17 protein-coding genes are annotated in these 15,283 nt (G+C 71.6%); 15 read left to right on the plus strand and 2 right to left on the minus strand.

What is annotated here, in order from left to right; all coding sequences use genetic code 11:
• Positions 1-1,188, minus strand: coding sequence for an ATP-binding protein (locus DEJ02_RS05440; RefSeq protein ID WP_111032253.1), 1,188 nt, complete (start codon positions 1,186-1,188; stop codon positions 1-3).
• Positions 1,189-1,304: 116 nt separating this feature from the next.
• On the opposite strand from DEJ02_RS05440, the gene glmS reads away from it, so the two are divergent.
• The 13 genes from glmS (at position 1,305) to DEJ02_RS18265 (ending at position 12,425) form a co-directional block, all read left to right on the plus strand.
• Positions 1,305-3,152, plus strand: coding sequence for a glutamine--fructose-6-phosphate transaminase (isomerizing) (gene glmS / locus DEJ02_RS05445; protein ID WP_111032254.1), 1,848 nt, complete (start codon positions 1,305-1,307; stop codon positions 3,150-3,152).
• An 8-nt stretch (positions 3,153-3,160) separates the two neighbouring features.
• Complete coding sequence (locus DEJ02_RS05450) at positions 3,161-3,556, plus strand: holo-ACP synthase (protein WP_111032255.1); 396 nt, start codon at positions 3,161-3,163, stop codon at positions 3,554-3,556.
• Entirely contained in the window at positions 3,553-4,656 is a 1,104-nt protein-coding gene (alr, locus tag DEJ02_RS05455; RefSeq protein WP_111032256.1) for an alanine racemase, read from the plus strand. Before DEJ02_RS05450 ends, alr (DEJ02_RS05455) begins: the two co-directional genes overlap by 4 nt.
• On the plus strand, positions 4,653-5,819 hold the full coding sequence (gene alr / locus DEJ02_RS05460) for an alanine racemase (protein WP_181440278.1): 1,167 nt from the start codon (positions 4,653-4,655) through the stop codon (positions 5,817-5,819). Before alr (DEJ02_RS05455) ends, alr (DEJ02_RS05460) begins: the two co-directional genes overlap by 4 nt.
• The gene (tsaE, locus tag DEJ02_RS05465) at positions 5,816-6,334 is read left to right on the plus strand and encodes a tRNA (adenosine(37)-N6)-threonylcarbamoyltransferase complex ATPase subunit type 1 TsaE (RefSeq protein WP_258378666.1); all 519 of its coding nucleotides are present in this window, start codon (positions 5,816-5,818) and stop codon (positions 6,332-6,334) included. The genes alr (DEJ02_RS05460) and tsaE overlap by 4 nt, the downstream gene beginning before the upstream one ends.
• Before the next feature lie 11 nt (positions 6,335-6,345).
• Complete coding sequence (locus DEJ02_RS05470) at positions 6,346-6,816, plus strand: GNAT family N-acetyltransferase (RefSeq protein ID WP_111032258.1); 471 nt, start codon at positions 6,346-6,348, stop codon at positions 6,814-6,816.
• A 64-nt stretch (positions 6,817-6,880) separates the two neighbouring features.
• A complete protein-coding gene (locus DEJ02_RS05475; RefSeq protein WP_071406146.1) occupies positions 6,881-7,489 on the plus strand; it encodes an NAD(P)H-dependent oxidoreductase in 609 nt (202 codons plus the stop codon).
• Positions 7,490-7,526: 37 nt separating this feature from the next.
• On the plus strand, positions 7,527-8,021 hold the full coding sequence (locus DEJ02_RS05480; RefSeq protein WP_128780465.1) for a hypothetical protein: 495 nt from the start codon (positions 7,527-7,529) through the stop codon (positions 8,019-8,021).
• A gap of 114 nt (positions 8,022-8,135) precedes the next feature.
• On the plus strand, positions 8,136-9,302 hold the full coding sequence (locus DEJ02_RS05485) for a Fic family protein (RefSeq protein ID WP_111032260.1): 1,167 nt from the start codon (positions 8,136-8,138) through the stop codon (positions 9,300-9,302).
• A 31-nt stretch (positions 9,303-9,333) separates the two neighbouring features.
• Positions 9,334-9,969 carry a tRNA (adenosine(37)-N6)-threonylcarbamoyltransferase complex dimerization subunit type 1 TsaB gene (gene tsaB / locus DEJ02_RS05490; protein WP_111032261.1) on the plus strand — a complete coding sequence of 212 codons (636 nt, stop codon included), beginning with the start codon at positions 9,334-9,336 and terminating at the stop codon, positions 9,967-9,969.
• The gene (gene rimI, locus DEJ02_RS05495; RefSeq protein WP_111032262.1) at positions 9,966-10,511 is read left to right on the plus strand and encodes a ribosomal protein S18-alanine N-acetyltransferase; all 546 of its coding nucleotides are present in this window, start codon (positions 9,966-9,968) and stop codon (positions 10,509-10,511) included. Before tsaB ends, rimI begins: the two co-directional genes overlap by 4 nt.
• Positions 10,498-11,553 (plus strand): tRNA (adenosine(37)-N6)-threonylcarbamoyltransferase complex transferase subunit TsaD, encoded by a 1,056-nt coding sequence (tsaD, locus tag DEJ02_RS05500; RefSeq protein ID WP_111023300.1) that lies wholly within the window; start codon positions 10,498-10,500, stop codon positions 11,551-11,553. The genes rimI and tsaD overlap by 14 nt, the downstream gene beginning before the upstream one ends.
• 86 nt (positions 11,554-11,639) lie before the next feature.
• Positions 11,640-12,425, plus strand: a complete 786-nt coding sequence (locus DEJ02_RS18265) for a DUF4190 domain-containing protein (RefSeq protein WP_146249219.1) — start codon at positions 11,640-11,642, stop codon at positions 12,423-12,425.
• Between the two features lie 51 nt (positions 12,426-12,476).
• On the opposite strand, the gene DEJ02_RS05515 is transcribed toward DEJ02_RS18265, so the two are convergent.
• A complete protein-coding gene (locus tag DEJ02_RS05515) occupies positions 12,477-13,679 on the minus strand; it encodes a class I SAM-dependent methyltransferase (RefSeq protein ID WP_111032264.1) in 1,203 nt (400 codons plus the stop codon).
• Between the two features lie 160 nt (positions 13,680-13,839).
• On the opposite strand from DEJ02_RS05515, the gene groES reads away from it, so the two are divergent.
• Both groES and rarD read left to right on the plus strand, forming a co-directional pair.
• The gene (groES, locus tag DEJ02_RS05520) at positions 13,840-14,136 is read left to right on the plus strand and encodes a co-chaperone GroES (RefSeq protein ID WP_017885484.1); all 297 of its coding nucleotides are present in this window, start codon (positions 13,840-13,842) and stop codon (positions 14,134-14,136) included.
• A gap of 164 nt (positions 14,137-14,300) precedes the next feature.
• Complete coding sequence (gene rarD / locus DEJ02_RS05525) at positions 14,301-15,263, plus strand: EamA family transporter RarD (protein ID WP_181440279.1); 963 nt, start codon at positions 14,301-14,303, stop codon at positions 15,261-15,263.
• The last annotated feature ends 20 nt before the right edge of the window (positions 15,264-15,283 follow it).

Raw genomic sequence — 15,283 nt, forward strand, 5'->3', positions numbered from 1 at the left:
CTAGTCCACGATGTCGAGATCGGCCTGACGGCGGACGAACTCGCCCATGTTCGGCACCGTGAACGCCACCTTGCCGCGCTCGGGCGCGTAGATGATGCCCTTCTCGATCAGTCCCTGTCGTGCCGGGCTGGTCCCCTTCGGTTCCGCACCGAGGCGCGATGCCACGACGGCAGTCCCGGAGACGCCGGCCGGGTCGTCCGACATCGCCACGAGGTACTGCCGCTCGGCGGGTGTGGCACGGTCCCAGCGGGCCGGGAAGAAACCGCTGTCGAGTTCTGCGTTGCCGCGGTCGACGGCAGCTGCTGCGTCATCGTGGGTGATCCGTCGGTCGGCCGCGAGGTCCCACGCCGCCGCCCCGTAGGTCTGGAGGTAGTACGGGTACCCGCCCGAGGCATCGATGAGGAGATCGAGCGCCGCGGCGTCGAAAGTCACCCCGGAGCGGGCGGCCGGAACGGTGAGTGCGTCAGCGGCTGCTCCCGACGGCAGTGACCCGATCTCCCGGTAGTCGAAGAGGCGCTCGGCGTAGGACCGCGCCGCAGTGAGCTTGGCCGGCACGTTCGGCAGACCGGCCCCCACCATCACGAAGGGCCACCCACGTTGTCCGGCCCGGTGCTGGACGGACAGCAGCGCGGACAGCAACTCGAGGTCGAGGTCCTGGACCTCGTCGATGAAGAGTGCGAGCGCGCGGTTCTGCTCCCGCAGCGCGGGGGCGAGGTCCTCGACGAGTTCCTCAAGGTCGATCTCGATGACGCCGGAGTCCGCGCGACCCTCGACGGCGGAGAACCCCAGGTCGAAGCCGATGTTCCCGAAGTGCACACCGAACGACGTGACCGTGCCGAGCGCGCGCTGCACGGCTGCGCTGACCGAGCGGCCGCGGGCAAGGCGACGTGCTGCGAGCGCGATCTCCCGCGCGAGCCTCCGTCGAGCACCCTCTCGGCCGGACACGCTCGTCTGCCCTTCGACGTCGACCACCAACCACTCCGCGGCGTCAGCCTGCATGCGGAACTGGTTCAGGAGGACGGTCTTCCCGACCCCACGCAGCCCGTGGAGGATCATGCTGCGCGTTCCGAGCGCGCGCCGCGACCGTGCCACGACGAGGTCGAACGCCTCGATCTCGGCGTCGCGTCCGACCAGCTCCGGGGGGCGCAGGCCGGCGCCTGGCGAGTACGGGTTGAGTGCGGCGTGCATCGAGGAGACTCTACGCTTGTCTAACAGTTTCCGCAGAATGGCACCGATTGTGCTCGATTCGCTCCCCTCGGTCGCTTCGCAGGGTCGGCGTCCAGGCAGACCGTAGGATCGGTTCCATGTGTGGAATCGTCGGCTACGTCGGCAGCAACAGCAGCCAGGACGTCCTCCTCGGTGGCCTCCGTCGCCTCGAGTACCGCGGCTACGACTCGGCGGGCATCGCCGTCGTCGACCCAGCCGGAGACCTCGCGTCGGCCAAGAAGGCCGGCAAGCTCCAGGCCCTGGTCGACGAGCTCGAGTCGTCGCCCATCCCGGACGGCACGACGGGCATCGGGCACACCCGCTGGGCGACCCACGGTGGCCCGACCGACGGCAACGCCCACCCGCACCTGGCCGACGGCGACAAGCTCGCCCTCATCCACAACGGCATCATCGAGAACTTCTCCGAGCTCCGCGCCGAACTGCAGGCCGAGGGCATCGAGTTCCGCAGCGAGACCGACTCGGAGGTCGCCGCGCACCTGGTCGGACGCGCCTTCCGCGACACCGGTGACCTGACCGCCGCCATGCAGCAGGCCGTGCAGCGGCTCGAAGGGGCCTTCACGCTCCTCGTCGTGCACGCCGACCAGCCCGGCGTCGTCGTCGGTGCCCGTCGCAACTCGCCCCTGGTGGTCGGGCTCGGCGACGGTGAGAACTTCATGGGCTCGGATGTCGCCGCCTTCGTCGCCTACACGCAGCGCGCGCTGTCGATCGGGCAGGACGAGATCGCCACGATCCGCCCCGACGGCGTGGACGTCATCCACTTCGACGGCACCCCGGCCACGCCGACCGAGTTCGAGGTCAACTGGGACGCCTCCGCCGCCGACAAGGGCGGCTGGAGCTCGTTCATGGCGAAGGAGATCAGCGAGGAGCCCGAGGCCGTCGCGAAGACGATCCTCGGTCGCGTCCACGACGGCGCCGTCACGCTGACCGACCTCGACCCGATCGCCGAGCGCCTGGCGACGGTCGACCGCGTCATCGTGATCGCCTGCGGTACCGCCGCCTACGCCGGCATCCTCGGCAAGTACGCCATCGAACAGTGGGCCCGCATCCCGGTCGAGGTCGAGCTCGCGCACGAGTTCCGCTACCGCGACCCGGTGCTGAACGAGCGCACCCTGGTCGTCTCGATCAGCCAGTCCGGCGAGACCATGGACACGCTCATGGCCGTCAAGTACGCCCGCGAGCAGGGCGCGCAGGTCCTGTCGATCTGCAACACCCAGGGCGCCACGATCCCGCGTGAGTCCGACGCCGTGATCTACACGCATGCCGGGCCCGAGGTCGCCGTCGCGTCGACCAAGGCCTTCATCGCCCAGGGCGTCGCGCTCTACCTGCTCGGGCTGCACCTGGCGACGCTGCGCGGCACGCTCACCACCGAGCAGATCGCCGAGCAGGTGGCCGAGCTCGAGGGGCTCGCCCCGAAGCTGCAGCAGACCATCGAGGACGCCGCCGGCATCAAGGACCTGGCGCGCTGGATGGCGGACACCCGGAGCGTGCTGTTCCTCGGCCGCCACGTCGGCTACCCGATCGCGCTCGAGGGTGCCCTCAAGCTCAAGGAGCTCGCGTACATCCACGCCGAGGGCTTCGCCGCCGGTGAGCTCAAGCACGGCCCGATCGCACTGATCGAGCCGGGCCAGATCGTCTTCGTCATCGTGCCCTCGCCGCGCGACCCCCGATCGCTGCACCCGAAGGTCGTCTCGAACATCCAGGAGATCCGCGCACGCGGTGCACGGGTGATCGCGATCGCCGAAGAGGGCGACGCCGCGGTGCTGCCCTTCGCCGACGAGGTCCTGCGGATCCCGCTCGCGACCCCGCTGTTCGAGCCGCTGCTCGCCGTGGCACCGCTGCACATGTTCGGCATGGAGCTCGCCGCGGCCAAGGGCCTCGACGTCGACCAGCCACGCAACCTCGCGAAGTCGGTCACCGTCGAGTAGTCGCGACGGTGATCATCGGGATCGGGGTCGACGTGGTCGACCTGGAGCGGTTCGAACGGGTGCTGGAGCGCACACCGGCGATGCGGGCGCGGCTGTTCACGCCGTCCGAGCAGGTCCGTGACGGCGAACCCCGGCCGATCGCGTCCCTCGCCGCACGGTTCGCTGCCAAGGAAGCCCTGATCAAGGCCTTCGGGTCGAGTGCCGGGCTGAGCTGGCAGGACCTCGAGGTCGTGTCCGACGACCAGCGGAACCCGTCGCTCACCCTGCACCAGGGCGCCCGGCAGGTGGCGGACGCGCGTGGCGTGACGAGCGTGCACCTGTCGCTCTCGCATGATGGAGGGATCGCGACCGCGTTCGTGGTCCTGGAAGGAACAGACGTGGTCCTGGAAGGAACTGCCCCGTGAGCGCGTTCACCGGCATCACGGTCGATCGCGGAGCCCTGATCGAGAACTACGCGACCATCGCCGACCGGGTCGCCCCGGCCGGGGTCATCGCCGTCGTCAAGGCGAACGCCTACGGCCACGGGGCCCTCGACGCCGCGCAGGCCTTCGTGGACGCCGGTGCCGAGTGGCTCGGGGTCGCCGACATCGACGAGGCCGTCGCGCTCCGTCAGGGCGGCATCGACGAGGGGGTCCGGATCCTCGCGTGGCTGCACGCCCCCGACGAGGACTTCCGTCGCGCCGCGCAGTTCGACGTCACGCCCGCGGTGTCGAGCGTCGAGCAGCTCTCCGCAGCAGCCGACTCCGACGTCCGCGCCGTGCACCTGTGCGTCGACACCGGTCTGAGCCGCAACGGTGCGGTCGAGTCCGAGTGGGCCGAGCTCTTCGCGACCGCGGGTGCCCTGGCCCGCGGCGGCAACCGCACCCGGGTCGAGGGGCTCATGTCCCACCTGTCGAACGCGTCGCGCACCGACGACCTCGATCAGGACGCCGCACTGCAGCGGGCGCTGGACGGCCTCGCCGCGAACGGCATCGTGCCGGACGTGGTGCACCTCGCCGCGAGTGCCGCGAGCATCGCCGTGCCGGAGACCCGCCACGACCTGTCCCGCGTCGGACTCGCCCTGTACGGGCTGAGCCCCTTCGACGGTCGCACCTCGGCCGACCTGGGGCTGCGCCCCGCGATGCGCGTCACCGCCGCCGTGCTCCGCACCGTGCCGGTCGCCGCGGGCGACGGCGTCTCCTACGGCTACACGTGGCGCGCCGAGACGGACACCCGTCTCGCCGTGATCGGGCTCGGCTACGCGGACGGCTTCGACCGCGAGTTCGGCAACCGGGTCTCGGTGCGGATCGGCGACCGGACGTTCCCGGTGGTCGGACGCGTCGCGATGAACGCCATGCACGTCGACATCGGCGACGCCGACGTCCAGGTCGGTGACGAGGCCGTGCTGTGGGGCGACCCCGCGAACGGCGACCCCGCCGTCGAGGACTGGGCCGACGCCATCGGCACGATCAACTACGAGGTGGTCGCCCGGATCGGCCGCAGCGTGGAACGGAGGACGACGTGAGCTCCGCACCGCTGCGTCAGGCGCGCATCGACCTCGACGCCTACCGGGCCAACCTCGACCGTGTCCGCGAGTGGATGGACCCGGTCGCCGTGATGGCGATCATGAAGGCCGACGCGTACGGGCACGGCCTCGAGCCGATCGCGCTCGCCGCCGTCGACGCCGGCATCCGCTGGATTGGTGTGCTGACGGTGCCCGCGGCCCTGCGCCTGCGCTCGATCGGCGTCGGCGAGGACGTCCACCTGTTCACCTGGCAGCACGACCCCGACCTGGACTTCCGTGACGCCATCGACTCGGCCGTCGACCTCGGCGTCTCGAACGTCGCCGAGCTGCAGCGCATCGTCGACGCCGTCGACCAGCGACCGGCCCGGGTGCACCTCGGCGTCGACTCCGGCCTGCACCGCGACGGCGCGACCCCGGCGGACTGGCCGGCGCTCGTCGAGCTCGCCCGGGACGCCCAGCGGAACGGCCGCATCGAGGTCGTCGCCGCGTACACGCACCTGGCCGAGGCGTCCGACCACGAGGACAGCGCCGCGGTCGCCGTGTTCGACGCCGCGATCGAGATCGCCGAGGACCTGGGGCTCGACGTCCCGATGGAGCACGTCGCCGCGTCGCTCGCGGGGCTGGAGCGCAAGGAGTTCCGCAAGGACATGGTCCGGATGGGCGCGAACCTGTTCGGCATCCCCGGAGCCGACGGCGTCTCGGCGGCCGACCTCGGACTCGAGCCGGTGATGACCCTGACCGCGTCGGTCGCGAAGACGAAGCGCGTCCCCGTCGACACCGGCGTCTCCTACGACTACACGTACCGCACCGCGACCGAGACGACCCTGGCGCTCGTGCCCGTCGGGTACGCCGACGGGGTCCCGCGTCTGGCGCAGGGACGCATCGAGGTCGCGATCGGCGGCAAGCGCTACCCGATCGCCGGCCGCGTCGCGATGGACCAGTTCCTGGTGGACGTCGGCGAGGACGACGTGCAGACCGGCGACACCGTCGTGCTGTTCGGCACCGGCGAGCACGACGAGATGACCGTGCTCGAGTGGGGCGCAGCGCTCGAGACCATCGGTGAAGAGATCGTCTGCCGCATCGGCAGCCGTGTGCCCCGGTCCTACGAGGGCCACGACATCGAGGGACGGGTCGGGGAGTACCTGCGGGGCGAGCGGCCGTGACCGAGTCGGCGCGCGTCCTGCTCGACATCACCGTCGACGGCACCGACGCGATGGGGGAGCTCGGCGCCCGGCTGGCCGCCGTGCTGCGCGCGGGGGACCTCGTCGTGCTGACCGGGCCGCTCGGTGCCGGCAAGACGACCCTGACGCGCGGGCTCGGCGCTGCACTCGGTGCGCGCGGCCAGGTGTCCAGCCCGACCTTCGTCCTCGCCCGGACCCACCCGACGACCGCCGGCCCCGACCTGGTGCACGTCGACGCCTACCGCCTGTCCGATCCGGTCGAGCTGGACGACCTCGACCTCGACTGGGACGCCGCGATCGTCGTCGTCGAGTGGGGTCGCGGCATGGTCGACGGCATCAGCGACAGCGTGCTCGACGTCGAGATCACCCGGGCCACCGGCGCCGACGCGGCCGACCACGGTGTCGACGACGACCTCGATCCGGACGACGTGCCCGACGAGCCGCGCCGGGTCGTCGTCACCGCGACGGGGCCGCGCTGGACGGGCGTCGACCTCTGACCCTGCAGCGCGTGGACACCGGTGCGGTCGACGACCTCCGCACCTTCCTCGTCGGTGCCGACCTGACCGTCGCCGGGCTCGACCGTGCTGGCCACGACCGTGCCGGTCTCGAGCCGACCGTCCGGCTGTGGGTCGACCGTGCCGAGGACGGCCGCGTGGTCGGCAGCACCGGGTACGAGACGAGCGCCGACGGCGTCCACGTGCTCGTCCGCAGCGTGGCGGTCGCGCCGCAGCTCCGGGGGCTCGGCCACGGCACCCGGCTCGCGCGCTTCGCCGTCGACCACGCCGCGGTCACGGGCGCGCGACGGGCGTGGCTGTTCTCGCGGCGCTCCGGTCCGTTCTGGCAGTCGCTCGGGTTCACCCTCGCCGACCGCGACGACCTGGCGGCCGCCCTGGCCGCCACCCACCAGGTCCGGTCGTTCCGGCGGACCGGGCAGCTCGCGCGCGAGGTCGCCTGGTCCCTCGACCTGACCGCGGTGTGAGCCGGCGCGGCCGGGCGACAGCGGGTGTCCCGGTACCACCCAGCCGGCTCCGGGAGGATGCGGTGTGCCGACGCTCATCGTGACCGCCCACCCGGACCCCGACTCCCTCACCCACCACCTCGCGGCTCGCCTGCGGGACGCGCTGCCCGCGGGGACGGTCGAGACCGCCGACCTGGCGGCCGAGGGATTCGACCCGCGCTTCACCCTCGCCGACCGGCAGACCTACCGGACCGGCACGGACGCGCTGGCCGACGTCGTCGCCGAGCAGCAGCGCATCGACCGCGCCACCGACCTCGTCCTCGTGTTCCCGGTCTGGTGGTGGTCCGTGCCCGCGGTGCTCAAGGGGTGGATCGACCGCGTGTTCGTGAACGGCTGGGCGTTCGACGTCGACCCGGACGGCGGCATCCGTCGGGCGCTCGAACGGCTCACTGTCCACCTGGTGCCGATCGCGGGCGACGACGCCGGCGTGTACGAACGGCACGGGTACGCCGAGGCGCTCCGGACGCAGGTCGAGCACGGCATTGTCGACTTCTGCGGTGCCCGGCGGGGCGCCACCGTTTTCGTGCACGACTCCGAGACCGAGGACGCCGAGGCCCGCGAGCGCGCGGTCGCCGCGGCGGTGGAGGGTGTCCGTCGGGCGGTCGTCGACCGTGCCCCGGCCGGCGACCGGTAGCCTCGCAGCAGATCTGGTCAGCGCGAACGGGGGAACCATGCGCATCGTCCTCGACACCGGCGGCTTCAGCGACGTGGAGGTCGGCACGGTGGACCGTGACGACACCGAGTTGGTGTTCCGGTCGCCCGCAGGAGCGGTCGTGGCACGCCATCCGGTGACCGCCGTCGTCTGCCTGGACGTCCGGGCGACCGGCCCGCGGTCAGCGTCGGCGCCGGTGCCGGCCGTCGCCACGACGTCCGGAGCGGACGACCCGTCGTCCCCGCTGGTGGTCCGGGCTGCACCGACCGGCAACCCGCAGGTCGACGCTGCTCGGCTCGACCGGCCCGCCGCCTACGCGCCGTGGACGCAGCAGGAGGACACCGGGCTCGAGGCAATGACGGCCGCGGGGATGTCCGTGGCGGACGTTGCGATCGTCCTGCGTCGCCAGGACGGCGGTGTGCGGTCCCGGCTGCGGCACCTTCGAGGAGCAGCGGACGAGGCCGCGACGGGTACGGGCGCGACGTCGCCCACCAGCACGGTCCGTTTCGACTAGCCGCGGCCCCCTGACTTGCATGACGGATCGAACGTCCCCGCGTCCCGACGTGCAGGTGCTTGGAAGTTCGATCTGAAGTTATAGGGCAGAGGGCACTTTGCTTATGATGAGGAGATGCGTCGAGAAGACTTCCGATCAGAACGCTTCGGCACACTCGCCACGCGTCCGTTGTCGGAGTGGCCGCACGCCTACTTCCTCCCCGCGCCCCTCCCACGCGAACTCGTCCTCGAGCCCGTGACGAACGCTGCGGTGTCACGCGCGGACATCGCGATCGGTCGGCTCGCCGGGCTCGGGCAGCTCATCCAGGAACCAGAACTCCTGCTCGGCCCGTCCATGGCGCAGGAGGCGCTGGCGAGTTCGCGCATCGAGGGAACCCAGGCGTCACTGAGCGATGTGCTCAGCGTCGAGAACGACGACGAGATCCTCGACGAGGATCTCCGCGAGGTGGACAACTACCTCCGGGCCGCCCGCGAAGGAGTGGCGCTCCTCGCAGATCTCCCCATCACCCAACGGTTCATCTGTTCGCTCCACGAGACCCTGATGCGGGACGTCCGTGGGGACGAGAAGTCGCCCGGTGAGCTTCGTCGCTCACCAGTGTGGATCGGATCTCCGAACGCTCGACCGGAGACTGCCCGGTTCATCCCGCCGCACCAGGACCACCTTCCCGAGACCCTTGACGACTGGGAGCGTTTCGTCAACGCACCACTGGACTCGATGTCGGTCACGGTGAAGTGCGCCCTGATGCACTACCAGTTCGAGACGATCCACCCGTTCCTCGACGGCAATGGTCGGATCGGGCGCCTCCTGATCGGGTTCTCGCTGATCGCAGACGGCATCCTGCCCGCGCCGATCTTGCACATCTCGGGGTACTTCGAACAACACCGAACCGAGTACTACGAGCGGTTGCAGGCCGTTCGGGAGCGCGGAGAGGTCAACGAGTGGATCCAGTTCTTCGCCGAGGCGGTGACCGTCCGAGCGAATGACAGCGCCGAGCGGATCCGGAAGCTCGTGGAGATCCGCGAGCGATACCGCCTCGCTGCGCGGACGGAGCGTTCGGCGCTCCCCGGGCTTGTCGACGTGATCTTCAAGAACCCCGTCCTCACGGTGGCGTCGGTCCGGAGGGCGCTCGGCGTGTCACAGCCGACGGCATCCGCGTTGCTCCGTCGAGCCGAGGAGTACGGCTGGCTCCGGTCACTCGGGCGAGCGGGCAGAGGCGGTCGCGAGCGCTGGCGTGCCGACGAGATCTGGAACGCGGTCGCTGGCAGTCTCGACGAGGACTGACGCCTTGCCCCGCCCCGCCTACGATGGACGGGTGCTGCTCGCGATCGACACCTCCGCCGGGACCTCCGTCGCCGTCGTCGACCCGGCCACCGGCCAGGCCCTCGCGACCCGCGACACCGAGGACAGCCGCCGGCACGCCGAGGTGATCGGCCCGTTCCTCGCCGAGACCCTCGCCGAGGCCGGCATCACCGGCGCCGACGTCACCGGCGTCGTCGCCGGCATGGGCCCGGGCCCCTTCACCGGCCTGCGCGTCGGCATCGCCGCCGCCCGCACCTTCGCCGCAGCACGCGGCCTCCCCGTCCTGCCCCTCGTCAGCCACGACGCCGTGGCCCTCGACCAGCGCCACTCGGGGATCGCCGGTCCGTTCGTCGTCCTCACGGACGCCCGCCGCCGCGAGGTCTACTGGAGCGCCTACGACGCCGACGGCGTCCGCGTGGCCGGCCCCGGACTCGCCAAGCCCGCCGATCTCGACGACGCGATCCGCGCCTCCCGGCCCGCAGCGGTGGGCTGGGACCGCGTGACGGTCGCGTCCATCCCGGCCTGGAGGCTCGGCTCGCTCGCCGCGGACCGGCTCGCGTCCGGTGCGGCGTTCGACCAGGACACGCCCCTGTACCTGCGCGACCCCGACGTCACGGTGCCGGGTGCGCCCAAGCGGGTGAAGCAGTGACCCTGCCGGACGGGCTCCGCCTGCGGCGAGCACACCCGCAGGACCTCGACGACATCATGTGGCTCGAGTACGTCTCGTTCCCGACGGACGCCTGGTCGGCGTCGCAGATGTCCGGCGAGCTGTACTCACCGCACGGGTACTACGTCGTGATCGAGACGGCCGACGACACGTCCGCGCCGCTGGTCGTCGGGTACGCCGGGCTCTCGTCGCTCGCGGGCAACCCGGTGGCCGACGTACAGACCATCGCCGTCGCCGCGGACCAGCGCGGCAAGGGGCTCGGGAGGGTCCTGTTCACGGAGCTGCTCGACGAGGCGCGGCGCCGCGGTGTGCGCGAGGTGTTCCTCGAGGTGCGAGCGGACAACCCCGTGGCGCAGGCGATGTACATCGCGTTCGGGTTCGAGCACATCGCGACCCGGCCGCGCTACTACCAACCGGACGGCGTCGACGCGTGGGTGATGCGGGCGGAACCGCCCGGCCCGGACGCCGAGCGGTCGTCCGTCGTCGGACCCATCGGACAGGAGGCCCTCGGTGAGCGCGACTGAACCACTGGTGCTCGGCATCGAGACGAGCTGCGACGAGACGGGCGTCGGCATCGTGCGGGGGAGCACCCTGCTGGCGAACGTGATCGCCTCGAGCATGGACGAGCACGCGCGCTACGGCGGGGTCGTGCCCGAGGTCGCCGCGCGGGCGCACCTGGAGGCGATGACCCCGACGCTGCACGAGGCGCTCGAGCGTGCCGGCGTCACCCTCGACGAACTCGACGCCGTCGCGGTGACCGCCGGGCCGGGCCTGGCGGGGGCGCTCATGGTCGGGGTGGGCGCTGCGAAGGCGCTCGCCGTGGCCACCGGCAAGCCCCTGTACGGCGTGAACCACCTGGTCGGGCACGTCGGCGCCGACGTGCTGCGCGAGGACGGCAGCGAGATCGAGCTGCCGACGATCGCGCTGCTGGTGTCCGGTGGCCACACGTCACTGCTGCTGGTGCGGGACCTGGTCGGCGACGTCGAACTGCTCGGCGAGACGATCGACGACGCGGCGGGCGAGGCGTTCGACAAGGTCGCGCGGCTGCTCGGACTGCCCTACCCCGGCGGCCCGCAGATCGACCGTGCTGCGGCCGAGGGCGACCCGACGGCGATCCGGTTCCCCCGGGGACTGACGCTGCCGAAGGACATGGCCGCGCACCGGTACGACTTCTCGTTCTCGGGGCTCAAGACCGCCGTCGCACGGTGGGTCGAGCGCTGCCGCGACGAGGGCCGCGAGGTGCCGGTGGCCGACGTCGCCGCGAGCTTCCGCGAGGCCGTCGTCGACGTCCTGCTGACCAAGGCCCTGAACGCGTGCCGCGACACCGGCGTCGACCGGCTGCTGCTCGGTGGCGGGGTCGTCGCGAACGCCCGACTGCGACAGGTCGCCGAGGAGCGCTGCGCGGCCGCGGGTGTGCGGCTCCGGATCCCACCGTTCGACCTGTGCACGGACAACGGCGCGATGATCGCCGCCGTCGGCGCCCGACTCGTGGCCGAGGGGCACGCGCCGAGCGACCTCGGCATCGCGGCGGACTCGACCCTGCCGGTGACGACCGTCCAGGTCTGACCAGTTCGGCCCCGGTCCTTCTTCGGGAGCCTGTGGGAGGATTCACACGGGCGTCGGAGAGACCGGACGCCCGAGAGGGGTGGACGGTGTCCGATCAGAACGAGTGGCCGAAGCCGGGCGAGACGCCGAACGGCCCGACGAACGGACAGCCCGACGGCACGCCCGCCCCGGACGCCCCGCAGGCTCCTGACGCACCGCAGGCGCCGTCGGCCCCGGAAGCGCCCCAGAACCCGTACGGCCAGCAGCAGGACCCGTACGCGGCCCCGCAGCAGCAGAACCCGTACGGCGCTCCGCAGCAGCCGCAGAACCCGTACGGTCAGCAGCAGCAGCAGTCGAACCCGTACGGGCAGCAGCAGAACCCGTACGGGCAGCAGCAGAACCCCTACGCGGCACCGCAGGCCTCGTCGAACCCGTACGGTCAGCAGCAGCAGCAGAACCCGTACGCGGCTCCCCAGCAGCAGCAGAACGCGTACGGCGCCCCGCAGAACCCGTACGGCCAGCAGCAGAACCCGTACGCGCAGCAGCAGCCCTACGCGTCGAACCCGTACACGTACCAGCCCTACGCGCAGCGCCCGAAGACGAACGTCCTGTCGATCCTGTCGATCGTCTTCGCGTTCGGCGGCATCATCATCTGGCCGATCATCATCCTGACGAGCCCGGCCGGCGCGATCATGGGCCACATCGCCCTCGGCAAGATCAAGCAGACCGGGGAGGGTGGCCGCGGCCTGGCGCTCGCCGGCATCATCGGCGGCTGGATCCTGACGGGCCTGTTCATCCTGATCGTCGCCCTGGTGTGGATCTCGATCGCGAACGCGTCGGACTACTCGGACTACTCCGACTACAGCTCGAACTCCGGCGCCTTCGTCAACTGACGCTGACGCCGACGCTGACGCGCACGCAGCACCGCACGCGGCCCCCGGCCGTCAGCCGACCGTGTCGGTGAGCCGCTCGCACAGGATCGCCGTGTGGCGTCCCTCCAGGCGGGTGAGCACGAGCGTGACGCGACCCGATCCGCGCAACCGCAGCCGCTTGCGGAACTGTGCCGGGTCGACGTCGACGCCGCGCTTCTTGATCTCGACGGTGCCGATGCCGTCGGCGGCGAGCCGTGCGGCCAGGCGCTTGACGTCGAGCGGCATCGTGTCGAGCACCCGGAAGCCCTGCGCGAAGGGGGTCGTGGCGGCGCGGTCGGACGTGACGTAGGCGATGCCCTCGGACAGCATGTGCCCGTCGAGGCCCCGTGCCAGGTCGCCGATCAGCCGTGCGCGGATCACGGCGCCGTCGGGCTCGTACAGGTAGGCACCGAGCGGTCCGACCTCGGCGTCGTCGGCGTCGGCCGCTCCGGTCATCTCGGCGATGCCGTGCGCGCCGATGACGGTGGCAGCGCGGCGGATCCCGGGGCGGGCGAGGGGCCCGAACCACAGGGCGAGCTCGACGACCTCGCGGTCGACGGAGGTCCACTGCGCCTCGGCGGTGTCCGGGATCAGGTCGCGGTCGATGCCCGGTCCGAGCTTCACACCGGTCGGCGTCGTCGTCGCCGCGGCGAACACGGTGTCGAGCGAGGGCGACCAGTCGTCCGGGTCGGCGAGGCGGCGGGTGTCCGAGTGCCCGGAGGTGCGTCGTGCGGGGTCCATCCACACGCCGTCCACCGAGGACAGGTCGAAGGACGCGGCATCCCCGAGCTCCACCCGCGCGTTCGGCCACACCGCGAGGTTGTGGGTCGCGACGGCCGCCGTCACCTCGTCGCGGTCGACGGCGGTGACGTCGAGGTCGAGCGCCGCCATCGCCATGGCGTCCCCGCCGATGCCGCAGCCGAGGTCGGCGACACGGGTCAGCCCGGCCGCCGCGAAGCGTCCGGCGTGCTGGGCCGCGACCTGCAGCCGGGTGGCCTGCTCGAGCCCGGCCTCGGTGAAGAGCATGCGGGAGGCGAAGTCGCCGAACTTGCCGCGGGCCTTCAGCCGCAGCTTCGCCTGGGTCAGCACCGCGGCGACGAGCCGGGGATCGTGCCCCTCGGCGCGCAGCCGGGACACCACGCGGACGATCTCGCCACCGTCGGAGACGCCCGGGGTACGGTCGAGCAGGGCCATCCCGTCGGGGGTCAGCAGTGCGGTGAGTTCGGCGGCGTCCATGCGTCGATCCTCGCAGGTGCTGCGTGTTCTCCGGATGTGCTGGCACTCGGATTGACCGAGTGCCAGAGGCCCCCTAGAGTTGGCGTTGGCACTCTCCTGTGCGAAGTGCCAACCCGGTTTTCATCTGTACCGAGTCCGTACCGAGAAAGAAGAGGTCACCGTGGCCGTCAGCATCAAGCCGCTCGAGGATCGCATCGTCATCCGCCAGGTCGAGGCGGAGCAGACCACCGCTTCCGGTCTGGTCATCCCCGACACCGCGAAGGAGAAGCCCCAGGAGGGCGAGGTCGTCGCCGTGGGTCCGGGTCGCATCGACGACAACGGCAACCGCGTCCCGCTCGACGTCGCAGTGGGTGACAAGGTCATCTACTCCAAGTACGGCGGAACCGAGGTCAAGTACTCGGGCGAGGACCTGCTGGTCCTGTCGGCCCGCGATGTCCTCGCGGTCATCGTTCACTGAGTCGAGTACTCACCACGGACGCCCCGTCCGGCCTTCGGGCCGACGGGGCGTTCGTGCGTCCGGGGCCGGTCAACCCGGGTGTGCCGGTCCTGATCAGCCCGCTCACCCCGCCTGGAGGCCCGGTGCGGGTCCCACGGGTCGGCGGTCGTTCCTAGGATGGTTCCGTGAGTGAACCGAGTCCGGCGCGACCCGTCCGCAGCGAGGCATCCGTCGGCGTGGTGCAGGCCATCGTGGCCTACGGGCTCTGGGGGCTGATGCCCCTGCTCTTCGCGGCCATGGCCCCCGCGGCGGCGTTCGAGATCGTGTCGTGGCGGATCGTCTTCGGCCTGGTGTTCTGCGCGGTGGCGATCGCCGTGACCCGGTCGTGGCTCCGCACCCGCACCCTGATGGCCCAGCGCCGCGTGATGCTCGTGATGGGGCTCGCCGCCGTCCTGATCCTGGTCAACTGGACCGTCTACGTCCTCGCGACGACCACCGGCCACACCGTCGAGGCCGCGCTCGGCTACTTCATCAACCCGCTCGTCACCATCGCGCTCGGCGTCGTGGTCCTGCGCGAACGTCTGCGTCCGGCGCAGTGGGCAGCCGTCGGGCTGAGCGTCGTGGCGGTCGTCGTCATCGCGATCGGCTACGGGCAGATGCCGTGGATCTCGCTGGCCCTGGCGTTCTCGTTCGGACTGTACGGCCTGGTGAAGAAGCGGGTCGGCGGCACCGTGGACGCCCTGAGCGGTCTGACGATCGAGACCGTGTGGCTGCTGCCGATCGCGGTCGTGGCGCTGGTGGTGCTCGGTGTGACCGGGCTCGGTGGCGGCGTGACGTTCACGAGCGAGGGCTGGGGACACGCGGTCATCACCGTGCTGACCGGGCCGGCGACCGCGGTGCCGCTGCTGCTCTTCGCGTCGTCGGCACGCCGGGTGAGCCTGTCGACGCTCGGGCTGACCCAGTACCTGGCGCCCGTGATGCAGCTGCTCGTCGGGGTGATCGTGCAGCACGAGGAGATGTCGGCCGGACGCTGGTTCGGCTTCGGCATCGTGTGGCTCGCGCTCGTGGTGCTGACGGCGGATTCGTTCGCCGCCGCGCGGGCGTCCCGTCGCCGGGCGCTCGCACCCACCCAGGCCGAGCCGGTCTGACGGACGCCACACGGGCCTCC

Source organism: Curtobacterium sp. MCLR17_042 (assembly GCF_003234695.1).
Lineage (GTDB): Bacteria > Actinomycetota > Actinomycetes > Actinomycetales > Microbacteriaceae > Curtobacterium > Curtobacterium flaccumfaciens.

Excerpts from the sequence above, each read along its gene's own strand:
- DEJ02_RS05440 (WP_111032253.1), bottom strand. The coding sequence starts at position 1,188 with ATGCACGCCGCACTCAACCCGTACTCGCCAGGCGCCGGCCTGCGCCCC.
- glmS (WP_111032254.1), top strand. The coding sequence starts at position 1,305 with ATGTGTGGAATCGTCGGCTACGTCGGCAGCAACAGCAGCCAGGACGTC.
- DEJ02_RS05480 (WP_128780465.1), top strand. The coding sequence starts at position 7,527 with ATGCGCATCGTCCTCGACACCGGCGGCTTCAGCGACGTGGAGGTCGGC.
- DEJ02_RS05485 (WP_111032260.1), top strand. The coding sequence starts at position 8,136 with ATGCGTCGAGAAGACTTCCGATCAGAACGCTTCGGCACACTCGCCACG.
- DEJ02_RS05515 (WP_111032264.1), bottom strand. The coding sequence starts at position 13,679 with ATGGACGCCGCCGAACTCACCGCACTGCTGACCCCCGACGGGATGGCC.